This window comes from Actinosynnema sp. NPDC002837 (genome assembly GCF_040295345.1).
Lineage (GTDB): Bacteria > Actinomycetota > Actinomycetes > Mycobacteriales > Pseudonocardiaceae > Actinosynnema.
This window is the reverse complement of the sequence record NZ_JBEOVG010000008.1, coordinates 157,741-178,272: the sequence shown is the minus strand read 5'-3', so window position 1 is coordinate 178,272 and position 20,532 is coordinate 157,741. Positions and strand designations below refer to the sequence as shown.

16 protein-coding genes are annotated in these 20,532 nt (G+C 70.6%); 14 read left to right on the top strand and 2 right to left on the bottom strand.

Going from position 1 to position 20,532, the window contains the following annotated elements:
- Positions 1-5 precede the first annotated feature (5 nt).
- Entirely contained in the window at positions 6-170 is a 165-nt protein-coding gene (locus ABTZ99_RS08865) for a hypothetical protein (protein ID WP_498778903.1), read from the top strand.
- Between the two features lie 137 nt (positions 171-307).
- On the opposite strand, the gene ABTZ99_RS08860 is transcribed toward ABTZ99_RS08865, so the two are convergent.
- A complete protein-coding gene (locus tag ABTZ99_RS08860) occupies positions 308-2,413 on the bottom strand; it encodes an RtcB family protein (protein WP_499609657.1) in 2,106 nt (701 codons plus the stop codon).
- Between the two features lie 118 nt (positions 2,414-2,531).
- Between ABTZ99_RS08860 and ligA the strand changes: the two genes are divergently transcribed.
- The 8 genes from ligA to ABTZ99_RS08820 all read left to right on the top strand — a co-directional run bounded on the left by ligA (position 2,532) and on the right by ABTZ99_RS08820 (position 13,060).
- Positions 2,532-4,523, top strand: a complete 1,992-nt coding sequence (ligA, locus tag ABTZ99_RS08855; RefSeq protein ID WP_498778905.1) for an NAD-dependent DNA ligase LigA — start codon at positions 2,532-2,534, stop codon at positions 4,521-4,523.
- A gap of 269 nt (positions 4,524-4,792) precedes the next feature.
- Positions 4,793-5,587 carry a TIGR03084 family metal-binding protein gene (locus tag ABTZ99_RS08850; protein ID WP_499609654.1) on the top strand — a complete coding sequence of 265 codons (795 nt, stop codon included), beginning with the start codon at positions 4,793-4,795 and terminating at the stop codon, positions 5,585-5,587.
- Positions 5,588-6,309: 722 nt separating this feature from the next.
- Positions 6,310-6,651: a hypothetical protein gene (locus tag ABTZ99_RS08845; protein WP_499609652.1), complete on the top strand. Its 342-nt coding sequence runs from the start codon at positions 6,310-6,312 to the stop codon at positions 6,649-6,651.
- A gap of 4 nt (positions 6,652-6,655) precedes the next feature.
- A complete protein-coding gene (locus ABTZ99_RS08840; protein ID WP_498778913.1) occupies positions 6,656-7,645 on the top strand; it encodes a DUF1702 family protein in 990 nt (329 codons plus the stop codon).
- Positions 7,646-7,754: 109 nt separating this feature from the next.
- Positions 7,755-8,741: a DUF1702 family protein gene (locus ABTZ99_RS08835; protein WP_498778915.1), complete on the top strand. Its 987-nt coding sequence runs from the start codon at positions 7,755-7,757 to the stop codon at positions 8,739-8,741.
- Positions 8,738-10,678: a CRTAC1 family protein gene (locus tag ABTZ99_RS08830; RefSeq protein WP_498778918.1), complete on the top strand. Its 1,941-nt coding sequence runs from the start codon at positions 8,738-8,740 to the stop codon at positions 10,676-10,678. Before ABTZ99_RS08835 ends, ABTZ99_RS08830 begins: the two co-directional genes overlap by 4 nt.
- Before the next feature lie 4 nt (positions 10,679-10,682).
- Positions 10,683-11,699: an enediyne biosynthesis protein gene (locus ABTZ99_RS08825; protein WP_498778920.1), complete on the top strand. Its 1,017-nt coding sequence runs from the start codon at positions 10,683-10,685 to the stop codon at positions 11,697-11,699.
- Positions 11,696-13,060, top strand: a complete 1,365-nt coding sequence (locus ABTZ99_RS08820; protein WP_499609647.1) for a cytochrome P450 — start codon at positions 11,696-11,698, stop codon at positions 13,058-13,060. Before ABTZ99_RS08825 ends, ABTZ99_RS08820 begins: the two co-directional genes overlap by 4 nt.
- Before the next feature lie 104 nt (positions 13,061-13,164).
- On the opposite strand, the gene ABTZ99_RS08815 is transcribed toward ABTZ99_RS08820, so the two are convergent.
- Positions 13,165-13,893 carry a helix-turn-helix transcriptional regulator gene (locus ABTZ99_RS08815; protein WP_498778923.1) on the bottom strand — a complete coding sequence of 243 codons (729 nt, stop codon included), beginning with the start codon at positions 13,891-13,893 and terminating at the stop codon, positions 13,165-13,167.
- Between the two features lie 688 nt (positions 13,894-14,581).
- Between ABTZ99_RS08815 and ABTZ99_RS08810 the strand changes: the two genes are divergently transcribed.
- From ABTZ99_RS08810 to ABTZ99_RS08790, 5 genes are all read left to right on the top strand, one after another.
- Positions 14,582-15,112, top strand: a complete 531-nt coding sequence (locus ABTZ99_RS08810) for a DUF5987 family protein (protein ID WP_499609644.1) — start codon at positions 14,582-14,584, stop codon at positions 15,110-15,112.
- 53 nt (positions 15,113-15,165) lie between these two features.
- Complete coding sequence (locus ABTZ99_RS08805; protein WP_499609641.1) at positions 15,166-16,827, top strand: FAD-dependent oxidoreductase; 1,662 nt, start codon at positions 15,166-15,168, stop codon at positions 16,825-16,827.
- Positions 16,828-17,442: 615 nt separating this feature from the next.
- Positions 17,443-17,571, top strand: a complete 129-nt coding sequence (locus ABTZ99_RS08800) for a hypothetical protein (RefSeq protein WP_498778926.1) — start codon at positions 17,443-17,445, stop codon at positions 17,569-17,571.
- A gap of 10 nt (positions 17,572-17,581) precedes the next feature.
- Entirely contained in the window at positions 17,582-18,559 is a 978-nt protein-coding gene (locus ABTZ99_RS08795; RefSeq protein ID WP_498778928.1) for a carboxymuconolactone decarboxylase family protein, read from the top strand.
- A 1-nt stretch (position 18,560) separates the two neighbouring features.
- The gene (locus ABTZ99_RS08790) at positions 18,561-20,153 is read left to right on the top strand and encodes a DHA2 family efflux MFS transporter permease subunit (protein WP_499609636.1); all 1,593 of its coding nucleotides are present in this window, start codon (positions 18,561-18,563) and stop codon (positions 20,151-20,153) included.
- Positions 20,154-20,532: the final 379 nt, after the last annotated feature.

Sequence of the window (20,532 nt, the reverse complement as noted above, 5' to 3'; positions counted from 1 at the left end):
CGTCCGTGACGATCAAGAACCTCCGCCAGGCCCTGCTCTACCTGGCGCAACACGTCATCACCAGTCCCTGGCCCGCGTTGGCGACCGTGACGGTGCTGTCCATCGCTCTGGGTTGGCCGAACGTCATTTACGGCTTCGAGGGCATCCCCGCGGGCGCCCAGCCCGCCTAGTACGGACGCCGCCGTGCCGCGGCTCCGACCGCCTGGGAAAGGCTTGAGCCATGTCGAAGTTATGCACCAATTCGGAAAGAGCCACCACGACCCTGTGACGGACGTGGGGCAGGCGGACTTCCCGCCTGCCCCGCCGGTCAATCGCCCTTCACGTTGACGATCTGCCGCAGCGTGTGCCGCACTTCGACCAGGTCCTGCGCGTCGCGCATCACGACGTCGATGTCCTTGTACGCCGCCGGGATCTCGTCGATGAACGCGTCGGTGTCGCGGTACTCGATGCCGACCATCGCCTTGCGCAGGTCGTCGCGGCCGAACGCCCGGCGCGCGGCCGAGCGGGAGTACTCGCGGCCGGCGCCGTGGGGCGAGGAGTTCAGCGCGACCGGGTTGCCCTTGCCGACCACGACGTAGGACGCGGTGCCCATCGAGCCCGGGATGAGGCCCGCCCGACCCTTCTCGGCGTTGATGGCGCCCTTGCGGGACAGCCACACCTTCTTGCCGAAGTGGGTCTCCTGCTCGGTGTAATTATGGTGGCAGTTTCCGGTGAGGATGTTGTCGGCCAAGGCGAACGAGTGCGTATCGTCGACGACCGCGCAGTACACATCGGTCACTTCTACGGTCGGTCGCACGGAGATGACATTCCAGCCGCGGCGCTCGGCCGCGTGCCGTCCCGCCACGAACCGGGCCCGATGCTCCGCGATCAGGAAGAAGTCCGGATCGAGGTCACCGCGCATCAGGCCGACGAGGTGCAGCGCGGTCGGCTCCGTGCCGTAGCCGGTACGCAGCCGCGACCGGATGCCGAACGTGCCGATTCCGACTGCCTGACAGGCCAGGCGCACGTACTCCAAGTGCTCTCGGGACGCGGAGGCGAGGGTCGGGCGGCCGGTCTTTCCGACATCGCCGTCCGCCGCGAAGTAACCGGCGAGCCACCCGTACAGCACGTCCGGGGGTGCGTCGAGCGAAGGCTGCTCCGTCTTCCACTCGACCGGCAGCCCGTTGATCCGCTTCATTGCACCGTAGGTGCGCGGCGGGCGTCCGAGCCCGTCGAACAGCGGGAGCAGCGCGACGTCCTTCACGCCGCAGAAGTTCGCGCAGGCCCGGTTCCCCGCCCTGTGCCCGTCGCCGTAGACGAAACCACGGGCCGCCGCCTCACGGTCCACCGCGAGTCCGTCCGGCCGACGCGGGAACGTGAACTGGAGTCGTTCTCCGGGCTTCAGTTCCGCAGTCGTCGCCTCGTACTCGTGTCCACGGCGCGATCGCAGGAGCCAGCGGTGGTCAGCGGTCGCCCGAATCGTCTTGGTCACTCCCGAACGGCTGAGCAGCACCTCGTGGACCTGTTGCCGTCCGAACCACCGGACAGGGGCCTTGACCCATTCACCGTCGGCGGTGAGCAATTCGTGCACACCACCCGTCAAAGCCTCGATCGGACGTGTACCCGTCCTGGTGATGACCTGCGTCTCGCCGGCGAAGCAGTTCACGACTTCCTGCCGCTGCACCTCACTGCCCGTCCACTCGGCCACGCGGTCGACCACCCGGTCCATCATCTCCTCGCGGTTGGACCACGCGAAGTCCTGGGCCCAGCGCATCTCCCGGATGTAGTGCCAGAACTCGTCCTCGCCCTCGACCAGGTACGCCAGGTCCGGGTCGGGCAGGTCGATCCACCGGCGCTCGCACTGCTGGTGCGCGACCCGGATGTGCTTCTGGGCGATCTTGTTGCCCACGCCGCGCGACCCGGAGTGCAGGAACAGCCACACCCGCCCGGTCTCGTCCAGCGTGACCTCGATGAAGTGGTTGCCGCTGCCGAGGGTGCCGAGCTGCAGCTCCCAGTTGCCCGCGTAGGAACCGGGGTCGAAGCCGGCCGCCTCCGCACGGCCCGCGAGCACGTCGACGCGCTCACGCGCCGTGTCCGTCAGCCGGGTGTTGTACTTCCCGGCCGACAGCGGCACGGCGTCCTCGATCGCCTCGCGCAGCGGCGCGAGCGGGCGCGCGCGGAAGTCGTCATCGGTGAACTGGGTGCGCACCGCGATCATGCCGCAGCCGATGTCGACGCCGACGGCAGCCGGGATGATCGCGCCCAGGGTCGGGATGACGCTGCCGACGGTGGCGCCCTTCCCGAGGTGCGCGTCGGGCATGAGCGCCAGGTGCGGGAAGATGAACGGCATCCGCGCGGCCTTCTCGGCCTGCTCGCGCGTGCCCGGGTCCAGGATGGACGCCCAGTTCACCAGTCGCTTGCTGATCTGCTCCACGGTTCTCCTCTGCTCGACGCAGAAGTTAGGCCTGATCGAGCGGTTCCGCGACCGAATTCACGCTGGTCCGGGGTCGTCGACGCCCTGGTTGTCGGTGGTCGCCGGTAACTTGTGAGCCGTGAACGCTCGGGAACGCATCCAGGAACTCGCCGACCAGGTCGTCGTGCTGCGCGACGCCTACTACCGTGGTTCGCCGCTGGTGGCGGACGCGGAGTACGACGCGATCGAGGACGAGTTGCGCGGCCTCGTCGAGGCGAACCCGGAGCTGGCGCCCGACCCGAACCCGCTGGAGCAGGTGGGCGCGCCCGCCGTGCTGCACGCGCCGGTCCGGCACTCCCGGCCGATGCTGTCGCTGGAGAAGGCGACCAAGCCCGAGCAGGTCGCGGCGTTCTTCGACCGCTTCCCGGGCCAGCCGGTGGTGGTCATGCCGAAGCTGGACGGGCTGTCGCTGGCGGTGGTCTACGAGAACGGGCGGCTGGCCCGGGCGATCACCCGCGGTGACGGCACGACGGGCGACGACGTGACGCCGCTGGTGCGCGCCCTGGTCGACGGCGTGCCGGAGCGGGTCGAGGCGCCCGGCCGGGTCGAGGTGCGCGGCGAGGCGGTGATGCTGCGGTCCACGTTCGCCGCCTACAACACCGCGCACCCGGACAAGCCGCTGATCAACCCGCGCAACGCGGCCGCGGGCACCCTGCGGGCGAAGGACGCGGCCACGGTCGCCGAGCGCCGGTTGCAGTTCTTCGCCTTCGACCTGGACACCTCCGAGGGCGGCGCCGCGGCCGACCTGGAGCACGGGCTGCGCGCGCTCGGGTTCGACGTCGCCGACATGCGGCACTGCGACGACGCGGAGGCGGCGCAGGCGGTGATCTCCGAGATCGAGACGCGGCGCAACGACCTGGACTACGACCTGGACGGCGCGGTGCTGCGGCTGGCGAACCGGGACGCCTTCGCCGCCGCGGGCACCCGGTCGAGCTCGCCGCGCGGGGCGTTGGCGTTCAAGTTCGCCGCCGAGGAGAAGACCACGGTTCTGCTCGACGTGGTCTGGGACGTCGGCAAGACCGGCAAGATCGCCCCGGTGGCCCACCTGGAGCCGGTGTTCGTGGGCGGCACGACGGTCACCCGCGCGACGCTGGCCAACCAGGAGGTCATCCGGGCGCGCGGCATCAGGATCGGCGACACCGTGCTGATCCGCAGAGCGGGCGACGTGATCCCGTTCGTCGCGGGCGTGCTGGACGAGTCCAAGCGCACGGGCGCGGAGCGGGAGATCGTGCCGCCGTCGCAGTGCCCGTCGTGCGGGCAGCCGTTGACCGAGCAGGGCAACAGCCGCGAGTTGTTCTGCACCAACGTCGCCTGCCCCGCGCAGACGGTGCGCAGGTTGATCCACTGGGCGTCGCGGGCGGCGGCGGACATCGAGGCCGTGGGCCCGGTGTGGATCGAGCGGCTCGCCGAGGCCGGGCTGCTGGAGAACCCGTCGGACCTCTACACGCTGACCAAGGAGCAGTTGCTGGAGTTCGACCGCATCGGCGAGACCTCCGCGACCCGCATGATCGACTCGATCGCCGCCAGCCGGGCGGTGGGCCTGCGCCGGGCGTTGATCGGGCTCGCCATCCCGATGGCCTCGGAAGGCACCGCCACCCGCCTGTGCCGGGCCGGGTTCGGCTCGCTGGAGGAGGTCGCCGACGCGGGCGAGGAACGCCTGGTGGCCGTCGAGGACATCGGGCCGAAGGTGGCCGCGTCGCTGACCGAGCACCTCGCCCGGCTGCGGCCCGAGCTGGCGCGGCTGCGGGAGCACGGCGTGTCCTTGGACGTGCGCGAGGAGGACCTGCCGCCCGTCGTGGCGTCCGACGCGCCGTTGGCGGGCAAGACGGTGGTGATCACCGGGGCGATCAGCGACCCGCGCTCCGGCGAGAAGGTGCCCCGCCCCACCTTCCAGAGGCTCTGCGAGAAGGCAGGCGCCACCACCGCGACCTCGGTCTCGGCCAGCACCGACTACCTGATCACCGGGGCGGACGTCGGCGCGAGCAAGACCGCGAAGGCGGAGAAGCTCGGCGTCGAGGTCGTCGACCAAGGTGTGATCTGGCAGCAGCTCATCGCCGCCGGCGTCGCCTGAGCCGGGCGGGGAGGCCGGTCCGCACCTGCCGGTCTTCGCCGCGTTCGTCGACCTCCGTGAGGTTCTCCGCGTCACGTTCCGCGCACCCACCGAGCCGTGATGCGCCCTGAGCCGGGTCGCTGCCCCGTCACGCACAGGCACTTCGGTCGTCCTCGAACCGACCACCGCGCGGGGACGGGCAGGAGGGCTTAGAGCACGACGTGAGAAGACTTCCGCTGTCCGCTGCGGCATCGTCAGAGCTCAGCCAACTCGAGCGAAGGACATGCGCAATGGACGTGATCACGGCGCTCCGGGCCACGGGCGACGACTTCGACCGGATGATCGCCGACCTCGACGACTCCGCGTGGTCGCTGCCGACGCCCTCACCCGGTTGGACGGTCAAGCACCAGGTGGCGCACCTGACCGCGATTTTCGCCATGGCGGGCCTCGCGGCGTCCGACGGCGCGCGGTTCCAGGCGATGATGGCGGGGCTGTCCCCCGACTTCAACGCCAACGTGGACGCTGCGATGGCGCCGCACCTCGCGCTCGACACCCCCGAACTCGTGGCGCGCTGGACCCAGACCAAGGCGCGGGCGATCGACGCGCTGGCCGCCGTGCCGGCCGACACCACGGTGCCGTGGCTGGTGAACCCGCTGCCGCCGTCGGTGCTGGCCAGCGCGGGCATGATGGAGTTGTTCGGGCACGGCCAGGACGTCGCCGACGCCCTCGGCGTGCACCGGGAGTGGGACGACCGCCTCGGCTTCCTGGTCGGTTTCGCGGTGCGCACCAAGGACTTCGGTTACCTGGCGCGCGGCGAGGAGCCGCCGACGGACGAGTTCCGGTTCGAGATCACCGCACCGTCCGGCACGCTGTGGTCCTACGGCCCGGAGGACGCCGCCCAGCGCGTGACGGGCTCGGCGGAGGACTTCTGCCTGCTGGTGACCCGGCGTCGGCACCACTCCGACCTGGACGTGCGCGCGGAGGGCGAGCTCGCCGAGCAGTGGCTGGAAATCGCCCAGGCGTACCGCGGTCCGGCCGGTGACGGCAGGAAGCCCGGCCAGTTCACGCTGTCCAACGTGGACTGACGCACCCGCGGCCCGGAGCTCCCCAGGGCTCCGGGCCGCCACGCGCGTGGGACGACGCCGGCCACGTCGAACGGCGATCACGTCCCGGATGCCGCCTCGTCGGGCTTCCCGAGCGGCGGTTCTCGACGTCCGGTCACCGGCGCCCCGCCTGACGCGCGTGAGCGCGCCGGTGACCCGAACCGGCCCACCGGCTCCCTGCCCGCGATGCCCGACCGGTGAAGTCGCGGCCCGAGCCCGAAGTGCCGCCCAGTGACCTCCGGCGACGCGCCAAGGGCAGCCGCGCCAACTCCGCGACCGGGTGGTCCCGGCCCCATGGCCGCCACCGGTGGCGAGCGGTCACCGCCTTCGCACCAGGCCCCGCGGACGATTGCGATCGGTTCCCGCTCCGATCGCCTCCGCGACGCCGGCCCACCACTCGGAAGAAGCACCGAGCAGTTTCCGACAATGGAACCCGGTGCGCCCGAGAATGCGTGATCCGGCCCCGACGCGGACGACGCCGCGCCCCCGATTCCACCGTCCGACCGGCACGTCCCACAACGGTGTCGTTCCCGTTGTCGGCACTCCGCGCAACGGTCGTGACGGGTGAACCACTCGCTTCGCCCACGAAGTCCGCATGTTCGGAGAAGGTTTCACCGACGCCCGGACCGATCCTGGGAACGCCCGGCACGCGGCGCGGAAGTACGACCACGCAACTCACCGATATCCTCGGCAAGGAGCCACGGATGGTCCGCATCGGCACCGACGAAGCACCCCGAAAGGGGGTCGACCCCGCTGCCGGGGCCGATCCGGTGGCCACCGAGACTCTCCTCGACGGTCATTTTCCACGTCGCCGCGTCATAATCGGCCCACTGCGCGGCTCGACGCCCGCGGGCGCCCGGCCGGGCCACTTCGCGGACCCGCCGATCGACGACGGCGTGGCCGACGACATCGCGCCCGACGTCGTGCCGGACCCATTCCGGAAGGTCTCGCACGCGGGCACCCACCACAGCTCGACCTCGCGGGCCACCGCGATCGCCGTCCGGACCGAGGGCACGAGGAAATCCCAAGACGCACTGGGGGTCTAGCACCATGTCGACAACGCTGGGATCGCTGCGCAGGCTCGTGATGGCGCCTTCGTTGCAGGAGGTGACGCTCGGCGCGCGCGGTTTCCCCGGCGCGTCCTCGGAGTACGCGCCGAAGCTGGACGCCATCCCGCAGTCGGTGGTCTGCGGTTTCGAGTGGGGCATCGACTCGCGCGACCAGGACGAGATCGTGCGCCGACTCGGGTTCGTCGAGCCCGAATTGCGCGGTTTCGCCTATGAGGGCGCGGTGATGGCGTTCACCATCCGCGACGTGATGGGCCGCGGCACGCGGGCGCGCGACCTGCTCAACGGACCCGGCGCGGAGCACCTGTTCGTCGCCTACATCGGCATCGGGTTCGCCATGAACCACCTGCCGCGCGGGCTGTGGCGCAAGGTCGTGCCGGACCTGGCCGGGTCGCCCTACCACCCGACGATGACCTGGCTCGCGGTCGACGGTTACGGCTTCGACCTGGCCTACTTCCACAGCCGCAAGTGGATCGACGAGCAGCGCGTGCCCCCGTCCTACCCGTGGCAGGGCCGGCCCGACTACTTCCCGCGCGCCATCGACCAGGGCATCGGCCGGGCGCTGTGGTTCATCCACGGCGCCCAGACCGAGGAGGTGGCACGGGCGGTCGGCCGGTTCGACCCCGCCCGGCACGCCGACCTGTGGAGCGGTGTCGGCCTGGCGGCGACGTTCGCGGGCGGCGGCACGCCCGACGAGCTGGCCGCGCTGCCCGCCGCCGCGGGCGAGCACCGCCCGGAACTGGCACTCGGCTCGGTCTTCGCGGTGAAAGCCCGCGTTCACGCCGGATTCGTCCCCGCGCACAGCGCCATCGCCGTCGAAACGTTCGCGGAGATCACTCCCGAGGCCGCGTCGGAACTCGCCGACGCCACCGCGGTCGCACCGGACACCGAGGGCACGGTACCGCCGTACGAGGTGTGGCGCAGCAGGATTCGTGCGCATTTCGGCGCAATGCGGACGCACCCCGCCGCATGATCGAAGGTTTACCGGCGTGGATCCGCAAGCCTGAAGTAGCCGCGCCGAGTGCCCCGCTGCAACTATTTTCCCGTTCCTGTCCGGTTGATCGTCGCCCGACGTTGGGGGGATGAATGTGAGTGCCCTGCGCGCCTTGCGGCGCCGATTACTGACTCCGAAGATATCCGACACGCTGATGGAGACCCGCGGCTTCAGGGTCAAGAACGAGGCCGGCAAGGAATTGCTGGAGACCGTCGGCCGGATGTTCATCGAGGGATACGCCGCCGCGGTCGAAGCCCGCCACCCGCGGGATGCCGAGGAAGCTCTCGAAAGGCTGCCGACGAGGTTCAAGGGTTTCGCCTACGAAGGCGCCGGAATGGGCCTCGCGATCCTCGACGGAATGCCCTTCGGCCACTCCCGCCACGTCGACCAGTTCCTGGAGGGACGCGGCGGCGACCACATCTACATGATCTACGTCGGGATCGGCTGGGCGATGGCCCGGCTGCCGCGGTTCCGGTGGCCGGCCGACTCGACGACGGACCCGCTGCTGCGCTGGCTCGTCCTCGACGGCTACGGCTTCCACCAGGCCTACTTCCACACCGACAAGTACGTGCACGGCCAGTACGTCGACCGCGACTTCCCGTGGCCCGGCTCGGGACCGCGGGCCTACACGAACCGCGCGCTGGACCAGGGCATCGGTCGCGCGATGTGGTTCGTCGGCGGCACCGACCCGGAGTACGTCGCGGACCTCATCGACGGGTTCGCCGAGCACCGCCGTGAGGACCTCTACTCCGGCGCGGGCCTGGCCGCCACCTACGCGGGCGGCGTCACCGAGGACGAGCTGCTGATGTTCCGCGAACGTTCCGGGCAGCACTCCGGGATGGTCGCGCAGGCCAGCGCGTTCGCCGCCGAGGCACGCGCGAAGGCGGGAAACATGGTTCCCCACACCGGTTTGGCCACCCGGGTGTTCTGCGGCATGGAGCCTGAGAAAGCCGCGCGGATCACGCAGGACGTGCGTCCCGCACCGCCGATCGTCGACGGCGCCGAGCCCGCGTTCGAGACGTGGCGGCGACGCATCGCCGCACAGTTCGTCCACCAGGAAGGAGTCGGCTCGTGAGCGGAACCATCGGCTGGCTGCGCAAGCAACTCCCCGGAATCATCGCGCTGGTACTGGTAGCCGCCACCTTCTCGGTGGCGAGCCACCCCGAGTCGTCGGCCGCCGAGAAGCAGGAGCTGGCGTCGGGCTTCGGGTTCGCGCCGGAGAACATCGCCCTGCCCGGCGGCTACACCCAGCAGACGATCCGCAAGGTCAACAAGGACTACAAGCACATCGACGCGTGGATCTCGTCGGTCGGCTCCGCCATCGCCATGAACGACCTCGACGGCGACGGCCTGTCCAACGACATCTGCTTCGTCGACGTGCGCATCGACCAAGTGATCATCACCCCCGCGCCGGAGGCCGGGAAGACGCCGCGGTACGCGCCGTTCGCCCTGAGCTCCGGCAGCCTGCCGGTGAACGACGTGATGGCGCCGATGGGCTGCGTCCCCGGTGACTTCAACGAAGACGGCGCGATGGACCTGCTGGTCTACCTGTGGGGCCGCACGCCGATCCTGCACCTCGCCAAGTCCGGCGAGGACGAGCTGACCGCCGACTCGTTCCAGGCCACCGAGTTGGTGCCCGGCGCGTCGAGCGGGCGCTACGCCGGGCCGGAGTGGAACTCCAACTCCGCCACCGTGGCCGACTTCGACGGCGACGGGCACGACGACATCTTCATCGGCAACTACTTCCCGCACGGTCCCGTGCTCGACCCGAGCAAGGACACCGGCGTGGAGATGAACGCCTCGATGTCGGCGGCGCTCAACGGCGGTGAGGACTACGTCTTCGAGTGGACCGGTGGCACGGCGGGCGCCAACCCGACCGCCAGCTTCAAGCAGCACGACGACGCGATCCCCGTGGACGCGTCCAAGGGCTGGGCCCTGGCATCGGCCTCCAACGACGTCGACGGCGACCTGCTGCCCGAGCTGTACGTCGCGCACGACTTCGGCCGCGACCGCCTGCTGCACAACCGGTCCACCCCCGGCAACTTCAAGTTCGTGGCGGTCGAGGGCAGGATCACGCCGTTCGAGCCGAAGTCCAAGAACGTCGGCGTGGACTCGTTCAAGGGCATGGGCGTCGACTTCGGCGACCTCAACGGGGACGCCCTCTACGACATGTACGTCAGCAACATCACCACCTCGTTCGGCATCGAGGAGAGCCACTTCGCGTTCATGAGCACCGGCGCCGACATGAAGTCGTCCCTGAGCGGGGGCGAGGCGCCGTGGGAGGACGAGAGCGGTCCGCTGCTGCTGGCCTGGTCCGGCTGGGGCTGGGACGTGAAGCTGTCCGACTTCGACAACAGCGGTGAGCTGGAAGTCGCCCAGGCGACCGGGTTCGTGAAGGGCGAGGTCAACCGATGGCCCCAGCTGCAGGAGCTGGCGACGGCGAACGACGCGCTGCTGGCCAACCCGATGTGGTGGCCGTACGTCACCGCCGGCGACGACGTGGGTGGCAGCCAGCGGTTCCACCTCTTCGTCAAGAACGCCGAGGGCCGCTACGACAACCTCTCGCCGACGCTCGGCCTGGACATCCCCGTGCCCACCCGCGGCATCGCGACCGGTGACGTGGACGGCGACGGCCGGCTCGACATGGCGATCTCCCGGCAGTGGGAGGACCCGGTCTTCTACCACAACACCGGCAAGTCCTCGAACGAGTTCCTCGGCCTGCGGCTGACCCACGAGCAGGACGGCGACGACACCGTCGGCTCCCCCGTGATCGGCGCGCAGGTGACGATCAAGACCGCCGACGGGCGCACCCAGATCAACCGCGTCGACGGCGGAAGCGGCCACTCCGGCAAGCGCAGCCACGAAGTCCACTTCGGACTCGGCGAGCAGTCCGGACCGGTCGACGTGCACATCGAGTGGCGCGACCGCGACGGTTCGATCCACGAACAAGACCTGACACTGTCCGCGGGCTGGCACGACCTGCAGCTCGGCGACCAGGCCAAGGAGAAGTGACGGCATGGCTGAGACGCAACCGAGCCCGCCTCGGCACGATCCCAAGGTGGTCACCGCCCTCCGGCGGTTCGCCATCTCGATCACCATCTTCAACATCGTCGGCTACACGATCCTCGGGTTCGAGCAGCCGTGGCTGTGGCCGTTCATCGCGCTGGCCACCGGCTACGTCGTGGAGATCTTCCTCGAGATCGTGGGCGCCCGGCAGGAGGGCCGCGCGCCGCGGTTCGCCGGCAACGGGTTCCGAGGGCTGATGGAGTTCCTCTACCCGGCGCACATCACGAGCCTCGCGATGAACATGCTCATCTACGTCAACGACAACGTGTGGGCGCTGATCTTCGGCGTCACCGTCGCCGTCGGCGCGAAGTGGGTGCTGCGGGTCCCGGTGCGGGGCCGGATGCGGCACTACATGAACCCGTCGAACTTCGGCATCGCGGTGATCCTGCTGGTGTTCCCGTGGGCGTCCATCGCGCCGCCCTACCACTTCACCGAGCACGTCGGGACCTTCGTCGACTGGTTGATCCCGGCGCTGATCCTCCTCGGCGGCACCATGCTCAACGGCATGCTGACCGGCCGGTTGTGGCTGATCATGGCGTGGATCATCGGGTTCGTGCTCCAGGCGGTGGTCCGCGGGTTCCTGCTGGACGTCTCGATCCCCGCCGGCCTGGGCATGATGTCGGGTGTCGCGTTCGTGCTGTTCACCAACTACATGGTGACCGACCCGGGCACCAGCCCGTCGCGGCCGCTGTCGCAGGTGGCCTTCGGTGGCGGCGTGGCGGCGGTGTACGGCGTGCTGATGGGCATGTCGATCCCCTACGGCATCTTCTTCGCCACGGCGATCGTGTGCCTCATCCGCGGCGGCTTCCTGTGGGCCCTGCACATCGTGGACAAGGCGCGTGCCGAGGCCGCGGCACAGCAGAAGGCGATGGCGGCCGCCGAGCAGCCGCCCGTCGAGCAGGCCGCCGGCGACCCCGCCCTCAACGGGAACGGTGCGCAGAAGAAGACGGAGGTCGTGCCGACATGACCGCGACCGCGGCCGGCGTCCGGCGGAACCCTCCGGGACCTCCGCGCAGCGCGACGCTGGGCCTGCTCAAGAAGTTGGTCGGTGACCGGTTGGCGCTGATGACGTCGGCCGCGGACCGGTACGGCGACGCCGTCCGGATGGCCATCGGACCCAAGACGCTGTACTTCTTCAACCACCCCGAGCACGCCAAGCACGTCTTAGCCGACAACGCGGCGAACTACCACAAGGGCATCGGCCTCGTGCACGCCCGCCGCGCGCTCGGCGACGGGCTGCTCACCAGCGAGGGCGAGCTGTGGCGCAAGCAGCGCAAGGCGACCCAGCCCGCGTTCCAGCACAAGCGGATCGCGCAGCAGGCGGGCGCGGTGGCCGAGTCGGCGGGCAGGCTCGTCGACCGGCTCCGCGCCGGGGTCAACGGCACGCCGATGAACCTGATGGACGAGATGACCGGTCTGACGCTGGACGTCCTCGGGCGTACGCTCCTGTCGGAGGACCTCTCGGAGTTCGAGCAGGTCGGGCACGCCTTCGAGGCCGTGCAGGACCAGGCGATGTTCGAGATGGTGTCGATGAGCGCGGTGCCCATGTGGGTGCCGCTCCCCCACCAGTTGCGGTTCCGCAAGGCGCGCAAGGAGCTGCGCCGGGTCGTCGACGAGTTGGCGGCCCGGCGGGTGGCCAACGGCCACGCCGACGGTGACGACGTGCTCTCGCGCGTCATGGCGTCGACCGCGGAGGAGCCCGACCCCGCGTTCGGCAGGCAGCGGCTGCACGACGAGCTGGTGACGGTGATGCTGGCCGGGCACGAGACGACGGCCAGCACGCTGGGGTGGACCTTCCACCTGTTGGACCGGCACCCGGAGATCAAGGAGCGGGTCCGCGCCGAGGCGCAGTCCGTGCTCGGCGACCGGATGCCCACGTACGAGGACCTGCACGGCCTCCGCTACACGACGATGGTCGTGGAGGAGGTCATGCGGCTCTACCCGCCGGTGTGGATCCTGCCGCGCGCGGCGCAGGCCGACGACGAGGTGGGCGGCTACTTCGTGCCGAAGGGCGCGGACGTGCTGATCTGCCCGTACACCCTGCACCGGCACCCGGCGTTCTGGGACGAGCCCGACCGGTTCGACCCGGAGCGGTTCAACCCGGAGACCACGCACAACCGTCCTCGCTACGCCTACATCCCCTTCGGCGCCGGACCCCGGTTCTGCGTCGGCAACCACCTGGGGATGATGGAGGCGACGTTCACCATCGCCATGATCGCCCGTGAGCTGGACCTGCGCACGGTGCCCGATTACGACGTGGTGCCCGAACCGATGCTCTCGCTGAGGATTCGGGGCGGTCTGCCGATGACCGTGCACGCCGTCGCGTAATAGCACCGCACACAATCAGGGCCGCCCCTCGGGGCGGCCCTGATTATGTGTCTTCGTCCTTGGTGTCCGGTTATCTGTGATCGCAGCGGGTCCGCCCTGGTGGTTCAGGAGGCGGCACCCGCCCCCAGTGCGACCGTGCGCACGTCCAGCAGCGCCAGCAGGACCGGTGGGTCCAGGACGCAGCTGGGGCGCAGGGCGAGGTCGGCGTGCCGGACCGGCACACCGGGTCGGATGGTGATCGGGCCCGACGAGGCGACCGCGAGCGCCAGGTCGTCGGCGAACGGCCCGTCGGCCAGCATCGACTCGCGGCCCAGCGCCACGGAGTGCGCGAGCAGGTGCCACGTCCCCGGCGGGACCGAGGTGAGCACGTAGGGACCCGGGCGGCTGAGCACGGAGCACCTGATCGGCGCACCCTGCGGGATGCCGTCCGGGAAGAGGCCGATGAAGATCAGCCCCGGCGTGCCGCAGGACGGGGCGAAGACCTCGCCCTGCACGGTGGCCGTGCGCGTGTTCCCCGAACGCCGTGCCATCGGGATGTGCGGCGCGAAGCCGCCCAACTGGCGGTAGGTGGTCGGCGAGACGCCGACGCTGGCGCGGAAGCGGGAGCTGAACGTGCCGACGCTCGTGTAGCCGACTCGGTGGCTGATGTCGGTCACGGTCAGTGACGTGGACACCAGCAGGCGCTTGGCTTCCTGTAATCGGACGGCGGCCAGGAACCGACCGGGTGACACTCCGGTGACCCTCTGGAAGGCCCGCGAGAAGTGGAACTTGCTGTAATTCGCGGTGCGCGCCATGTCGTCGAGGGAGAATTGGTCGCCAATATTCTCGCGCATGAAGTCGATTACCCGGCCCACTGCTCGCTCGAGTACTTCGCCCACTACGACCCCCATATCGTAGAGTTTGCCGACAGAGGTGGAACACCAACTCCGACCACGGCCGGCCCACCGGCGAGGGGGATAGGGCCGCAGTCCTTCGGGTTCCGATGGCGCGCAGCCTTCGGAGAACCCCCAGAATTCCCCAGTAGTCACCCTGATTCTTGCAAACTACATGGCCCCCACAGCCTGCGCAAGGTTCGCCAACGAGGTCCACAAGATCATCGGCGGGACGCCGGGATGATCTTGTCAAGGCACGTTTCAAGGCACTACGGGGTCCCGGATGCATAAGCACCCCTGGCGAGCCACGAGTGATCATCCGATCATGAGGCGCATCGACAAATGCGCCCGGCCGCCCCGGTAGCCCGGTCAGCCGTCCCGCCACACCTGCGGACAGCCGCACGTCGAGTGAATCCATCGGCCCAGCAGCCGCCGGCAAGTGCCCTAGCGACATTATCAAGGCAACCACGGAGAAGCATCTTTTAGTGCTCCGGTCGGACCATGGTGAGAACGCGGGGCGAGAGCTCCCGCGCATTTCAGGAGTCGGCCGCACGATGTCTTCGGGTGTCCGGTCGACCCATTCTTCGCCGACCCGGAGGAAGGATCACCCGTGCAATTGGACACCGCACCGGATCGCGCCGTACGGACCATGACCCTGGAGGCGTTCGCGGACACCATCGTGCCGGGGGCGAAGCGCTCGCCGGACGACCGCGCCATCGCGGGGGCCAGCGAGGGTGGCGGCGCGGTGGTCGCCGGCGCCGTCGAACTCCTGGAGACACCGGCCGCCGGCGTCGCCGAAGGGCTGGACAGCCTCACCCAGATGCTCAACGGGCACGCCCGCGACTACGCGGCGGAGCACGGCCTGGAGCTGGACGAGGACGTGCCGCCGTTCGTGGCGCTGGCGTTCGAGCACCGGACCGCGCTGGTCGCCCGGCTCGTCGCGCCCGGCCACCCGGAGAAGGACGGCTGGGTGGCGTTGACGCTGTTCAGCAACATGGCCTTCGACACCGGCGCGCACATGCACACGCTCGACGCCATCGCCGCCGGGCACCCCGGGCTCAAGGCGATGAAGTTCTCCATGCCGGACGCCGACGGCCTCTGGCGGTTCCCCGCCTTCACGTACGGCAGGGCGCTCGCACGCAAGCACCCGGACACCACGCCGTCCGGGAACCCCGCCTGACCCGTGTCCGCAACGTTCTGCCGCGCCCGTCAGGCCCGGCGATTGGAGTTTCCATGACGAGCACAGAGAGCACCGACGTCCTCATCGTCGGCAGCGGGTTCGGCGGCGCCATCGCCGCTTACCACCTCGCCGCGGGCGGTGCCAAGGTCACCGTGCTGGAACGAGGCCCGTGGCTCGAGGGCAAGGACTTCGAGCACGACTACCTGATGGGCTCCTCGTACACGCGGATCTTCGACTTCGTCGTCGGCAACGGCATGAGCCTGCTCGGCGGCAACTGCGTCGGCGGCGGCAGCGTCGTGTACTTCGCCGCGATGCCCCGCGCGCCGCGGTTCGTCTTCGAGCGCAAGGGCAGCATCGGTCGGCGCATGTGGCCCGGCGCCATCAACCGCGACACCCTGGACCCCTGGTACGACAAGGTCAGCGAGGCGCTGCCGGTCACCAAGCAGGACTGGGACCAGGTGAGCTACTCGGGCGGCCTGTTCGCCGCGGCGTGCGACCACGCCGGCCGCACGGCCAACCCCGTGCCGGTGGCCATCGACACCAAGCTGTGCACCAACTGCAACTGGATGATGGCCGGCTGCAAGTTCGACGCCAAGCGGTCCCTGCTGCTCAACTACCTGCCCGCGGCGATCGCGCACGGCGCGGAGATCCGGCCGATGCACGAGGTGCAGAAGCTGACCCGCACCGCGGACGGCGGCTACCGCGTCAGCTACAACGTCATCCACGACGTGGACTACCGGGTGAGCATCGGCCAGGGCGAGATCGAGGCCAAGATCGTGATCCTGGCGGCGGGCGCGGGCGCCACGCCGGTGATCCTGCAGCGGTCGGAGGACACGCTCGGCAAGATGCCGCACGCCGTCGGCCGGTACTTCTCCGGCAACGGCGAGCGGTTGAACACGGCCATCATCGACGAGGACAAGGCCCGCGACCTGCTCGGCCTGTCGCGCGAGGACGACCTGTCCTACGCGGCGAACCAGATCGGCAAGGGTCCGACCGTCGCGAGCTGGGACAACCTGGACCCCTCGCTGCCGGAGTTCTCGCGGTTCTGCCTGGAGCAGCTGTACTTCCCGCCCGGCTTCGGCACCATCCTGGCGCAGACCCCGGACGCGCTGCCCGGCGCGCCCACGTGGTTCGGCGCGGAGAAGAAGAAGATCGTCGAGAAGTGGCAGTCCTGGCTGACGATCTTCTCGATGACCGAGGACGACAACGAGGGCGTGTTCGGGACGCCCCCGCCCACCGGCAACTCGGTCCGCATCTCCCAGCAGATGCTGGGTCGGGGGCCGATCACCTACAACCCGACCGAGAACACCCTGTTCGGCTGGCGGCAGGCGGACGCGGCGGTCAAGTCGATCATGGAGAAGGACGGCCTGTCGAAGGTCATGCCGTGGACCAACGACGTGGTGGGCGCGTACACCGTGCACCCGCTGGCGTCGTGCCGCATCGGCGACGACCCGGAGACCTCCGCGCTGGACGACCGGCACGAGCTGCGCGGGCACCCGGGCATCTTCGTGACCGACGGCGCGGCCGTGCCGGGCGCCCTGACGGTGAACCCGGCGCTGACCATCGCCGCGCTGGCGGAGCGCGCGATGCCGGGCATCGTGCGGGCGCTGCAGGAGCGCGGGGTGGACGTGAAGTACGGTGCCCCGTCACCGGACGGCGAGACCAGCGGTCGGCGCGGTGTGAAGAACCTGCTGCCGGACCTGGTGCACGACTGAGTCGCCGGTGGGACCCGGTCGCGAGGGCGTCCCTCGCGGCCGGGTACCGCTGTACCCGAAGCGGCTCGCGCCGCCGCTCGCGGTCTTCACGCGTCACGGCCGGGTGGCGGTGATCGCGCGCTCCGGCGTGCCCTGGTGAGGGCGCGCGCACCTCGTTCCGCGCGACCCACCATCGTCGCAAGGACTGCCCGACCCGGTCATCTTCGTCCGTGCGCGCCCGCCGCCGGGCCGGCAGACGTCCGAGCAGTCCGGAAGAAGGTTTCCGGGGCCAACGGCGAGAGCATCTACGCGTGACCACTCCGCGCGCGGACACCGCGCAGCGCCGGGCGCACGGCCCGACCTCGGCGTCGGCCACCGTCGCGCTCGACGTGGCGGTGGCCGGTCGGCGCGGCGCCGGGCGACCGGCGCGCCCTCGTCGGACCGGCCCGGTGCGAGTCGTCGTTCCCGCTCACCCGGCACCTCCGGGAAGTGCCCGAACGCGGACCGCCACGATCGCGGTCCGCACGCTGGTCGCGGCCCGGCGGTTCGCGGTGGTCGGGCCGCTGACGCGGGACCCCGTGATCAGCGCGTCCGCCCCCGACCTGCCTCTCGGTGCCGGCGACGAGCGGTGCGGGCGTGTCGACGGCGGTCGCGCACCGGTCGAACGCCGGCGGCGCGGTGTTCGTGGCGTTCGGCGGCCCCGGCTCCGCCACCGTGCTCGGGGCGCCAGGTGCGGCGCCGACCGTGAAACCTCACACCAGCTAGGGAGATTCCGATGGGCAGGATCGTCCGCACCGCGCTGCGCCGTTCCCTGAACCAGATCCGTCACGTCGAGCCGGTGAAGCCGAGCGCGGCGACCGGCCTGGTGGCGGCCGTGTACTCCGACGTCGAGGCCGACTTCGGCATGCTCGCGCCGCCCGTCGCGCTGCACTCCCCCGCGCCGGTCGCCCTGGCTGCCACCTGGTCGCTGCTGCGCGAGACGCTGGTCGCGTCGGGGCACGCGTCGCGCGCGGTGAAGGAGGCGGTCGCGGCGGCCGTGTCGCGCTCGAACACCTGCCCCTATTGCGTCTCCATCCACACCGCGACCCTCCAAGAGCTCACCCCCACCTCGTTCGAGGACGTCGAGGCGTGGGCGAGCGGGTCCGGTGCGGCACGGCCGTTCCCGGCGGAGCAGCTGCCCGAGCTGCTCGGCGTGGTGGTGGCGTTCCACTACCTCAACCGCCTGGTGAACGTCTTCCTGGGCGACTCGCCGCTGCCGGCCAACGCGCCCGCGCCCGCCCGCCGGTTCCTGGGCAAGTTCATGGGCACGAGCGCGCGCAAGGACTACCCGCCGGGCCGCTCGCTGCGGCTGCTGGCGGAGGCGCCGCGGCCGGACGACCTCGCCTGGTCGGCCGGGAACCCGGTCATCGCCGACGCGCTCGGCCGGATCGCGGCGGCGTTCGACGCCGGCGGGGAGCGGGCGTTGTCGCAGCCGGCACGGGAGCTGGTGCTCGACCGGATCGCCGCGTGGGACGGCACGCCACCGGGCTTGAGCCGCGCCTGGGTCACCGACGCGGTGGCCGGCCTGCCCGCCGAGGACCGGCCGGGCGCGACCCTGGCGCTGCTCGTGGCGATCGCGTCCTACCAGGTCGACGACGACACCGTGGCCGCGTTCGGCGGTGACGACCGGCGGCTGGTCGAGCTGGTGTCCTGGTCCGCGTTCACGGCTGCCCGGCGGATGGCGGGCCTGCTGCACCGCGCGACGGAGGTGTGAGGTGCAGCGGCCGTGGCGGGCCCTGGTGGTCCTGTGCCTGGCGAACTTCCTGATCCTGCTCGACACCACCATCGTCAACACCGCCGCGCCGGACATCATGTCGGGCATCGACGCGGGCATCGACGAGGTGCTGTGGGTGCTCAACGGCTACCTGCTCGCGTTCGCGTCGCTGCTGATCGTCTTCGGCCGGGTCGGCGACCTGGTCGGGCCGCGGGCGGTGTTCGTCGCCGGCCTCACCGTCTTCACGGTCGCGTCGGTCCTCTGCGGGGTGGCCACGTCACCGGGCCTGCTCATCGGCGCGCGGGTGTTGCAGGGCATCGGCGCGGCGGCGCTGACACCGCAGGCGTTGACGTTGATCTCCGGCATCTTCCCGGCCGAGCGGCGGGGCGCGGCGTTCGGGATCTTCACCGCGGTGGCCGGTGTCGCGGCGGTGAGCGGGCCGACCGTGGGCGGGCTCGTCGTCACGGCGTTCGGCTGGCAGGCGGTGTTCCTGCTCAACGTCCCGTTCGGCGTGCTCGGCGTGGTGCTGGCGCTGAAGTTCGTGCCGGACCTGCGCGCCGGGCGGCCGCACCGGTTCGACGTGGTCGGCGTCGTCCTCGCCACCGTCGCGCTCCTGGCGCTGGTTTACGCGCTGGTCGAGGGGCAGCGGCACGACTGGGGCGTGATCACTGGTGTGGTCAGCATCCCGGCGGTGCTCGTCCTGAGCGCGGTGACGGCGGTGGCGTTCGTGCTGTGGGAACGGCGGCAGCGCGAGGCCCTGGTGCCGCTGGACCTCTTCCGCGACCGCAACTACTCCATCGCCACCGGCATCACGCTCATCACGTCGTTCGCGGTGTACGGGTTGATGCTGGTGTTCGTCATCGAGACGCAGACCCTGCTCGGCATGAGCCCTCTGATGTCCGGCGTGACGGCGCTCCCGTGGACGCTCCTGCTCAGCGCCGTGGCGCCGGTCGGCGGGCGGCTCGCCGACCGGATCGGGGGCAGGCTGCCCCTGACCGTCGGCATGGTGCTCTACGCGGCCGGCGTGCTCGGGGTGGCGTTCGTGCCCGACGCGACGTCGACGCCCGCCACGTTCGTCGTGCCGATGGTGTTCATCGGCGTCGGCATGGGACTCGCCCTGGCCCCCGCCACGACCGAGGCCATGCGCGGCATCCCACCCGAACGCGCGGGCATCGCCTCCGGTGTGCTCAACACCGCCCGGCAGACCGGGGCCGCGCTCGGTGCGGCGGTCGTCGGCGCGGTGCTGCAGAACCGGCTCGTGGCGGCGCTGCGGGAGGAGACCGCGGTGCTGTCCACCCGGCTGCCCGAGAACGTCCGGCCGCGGTTCCTCGACGCGTTCGAGGAGGCCGCCGCGCACGGGCTGCGGCTCGGCGCCGGTCAGCAGGGCGGCGTGGAAACCCCGGCCGACCTCCCCCCGGACCAGGCGGAGCTGTTCGGCTCCCTGGCGCGGGAGGCGTTCGGCACCGCCTTCGTCTCCGCCAGCCGACCGGCGCTGGCCGTCGCGGCGGGCGCCATCCTGTTCGGCGGGGTGCTGGCCCTCGGGCTCAAGACCCGTGCCGCCGTGCGTGCTCCCGTCACGCCGGTTCGGCAATGAATTCCGGGTGGCCCGGAATCCCATTCCCGAACCTGCCGATCAACCGACTTCAGGACCGGACCCAAAAGGTGACCGAACGCAGTTCAATCGGCACGTCCGCCTGATTCTCCCCCAATGGGAATTCCGCTCTCGCAACCCGGAAGGTGATCGAGGAAGAACCCACCAGCCGCCCCCGACCAGGTCAAGCCGCTCCGGCACGGCGGTCAGGTCCGATCCCAGAGGTCCCGCTCGGTTTCTCCGAGCGGGACCTCTTGTCGTGCACGGGGTGACGGTGCGCAACCGGGAGGCGCTACCGGCAGCGCCGCGAACCGCCCCTTTACGACAGGTAAGCACTTTGGAACAAGCGGCCGTGTGGGGCATTTTTTACGATATTCCCCCT

Coding starts and splice junctions, on each gene's coding strand:
- ABTZ99_RS08810 (WP_499609644.1), top strand. CDS start 14,582: ATGACCCTGGAGGCGTTCGCGGACACCATCGTGCCGGGGGCGAAGCGC.
- ABTZ99_RS08835 (WP_498778915.1), top strand. CDS start 7,755: ATGAATGTGAGTGCCCTGCGCGCCTTGCGGCGCCGATTACTGACTCCG.
- ABTZ99_RS08805 (WP_499609641.1), top strand. CDS start 15,166: ATGACGAGCACAGAGAGCACCGACGTCCTCATCGTCGGCAGCGGGTTC.
- ABTZ99_RS08845 (WP_499609652.1), top strand. CDS start 6,310: ATGGTCCGCATCGGCACCGACGAAGCACCCCGAAAGGGGGTCGACCCC.
- ABTZ99_RS08825 (WP_498778920.1), top strand. CDS start 10,683: ATGGCTGAGACGCAACCGAGCCCGCCTCGGCACGATCCCAAGGTGGTC.
- ABTZ99_RS08815 (WP_498778923.1), bottom strand. CDS start 13,893: ATGCGCGAGAATATTGGCGACCAATTCTCCCTCGACGACATGGCGCGC.
- ABTZ99_RS08795 (WP_498778928.1), top strand. CDS start 17,582: ATGGGCAGGATCGTCCGCACCGCGCTGCGCCGTTCCCTGAACCAGATC.
- ABTZ99_RS08820 (WP_499609647.1), top strand. CDS start 11,696: ATGACCGCGACCGCGGCCGGCGTCCGGCGGAACCCTCCGGGACCTCCG.
- ABTZ99_RS08840 (WP_498778913.1), top strand. CDS start 6,656: ATGTCGACAACGCTGGGATCGCTGCGCAGGCTCGTGATGGCGCCTTCG.
- ABTZ99_RS08850 (WP_499609654.1), top strand. CDS start 4,793: ATGGACGTGATCACGGCGCTCCGGGCCACGGGCGACGACTTCGACCGG.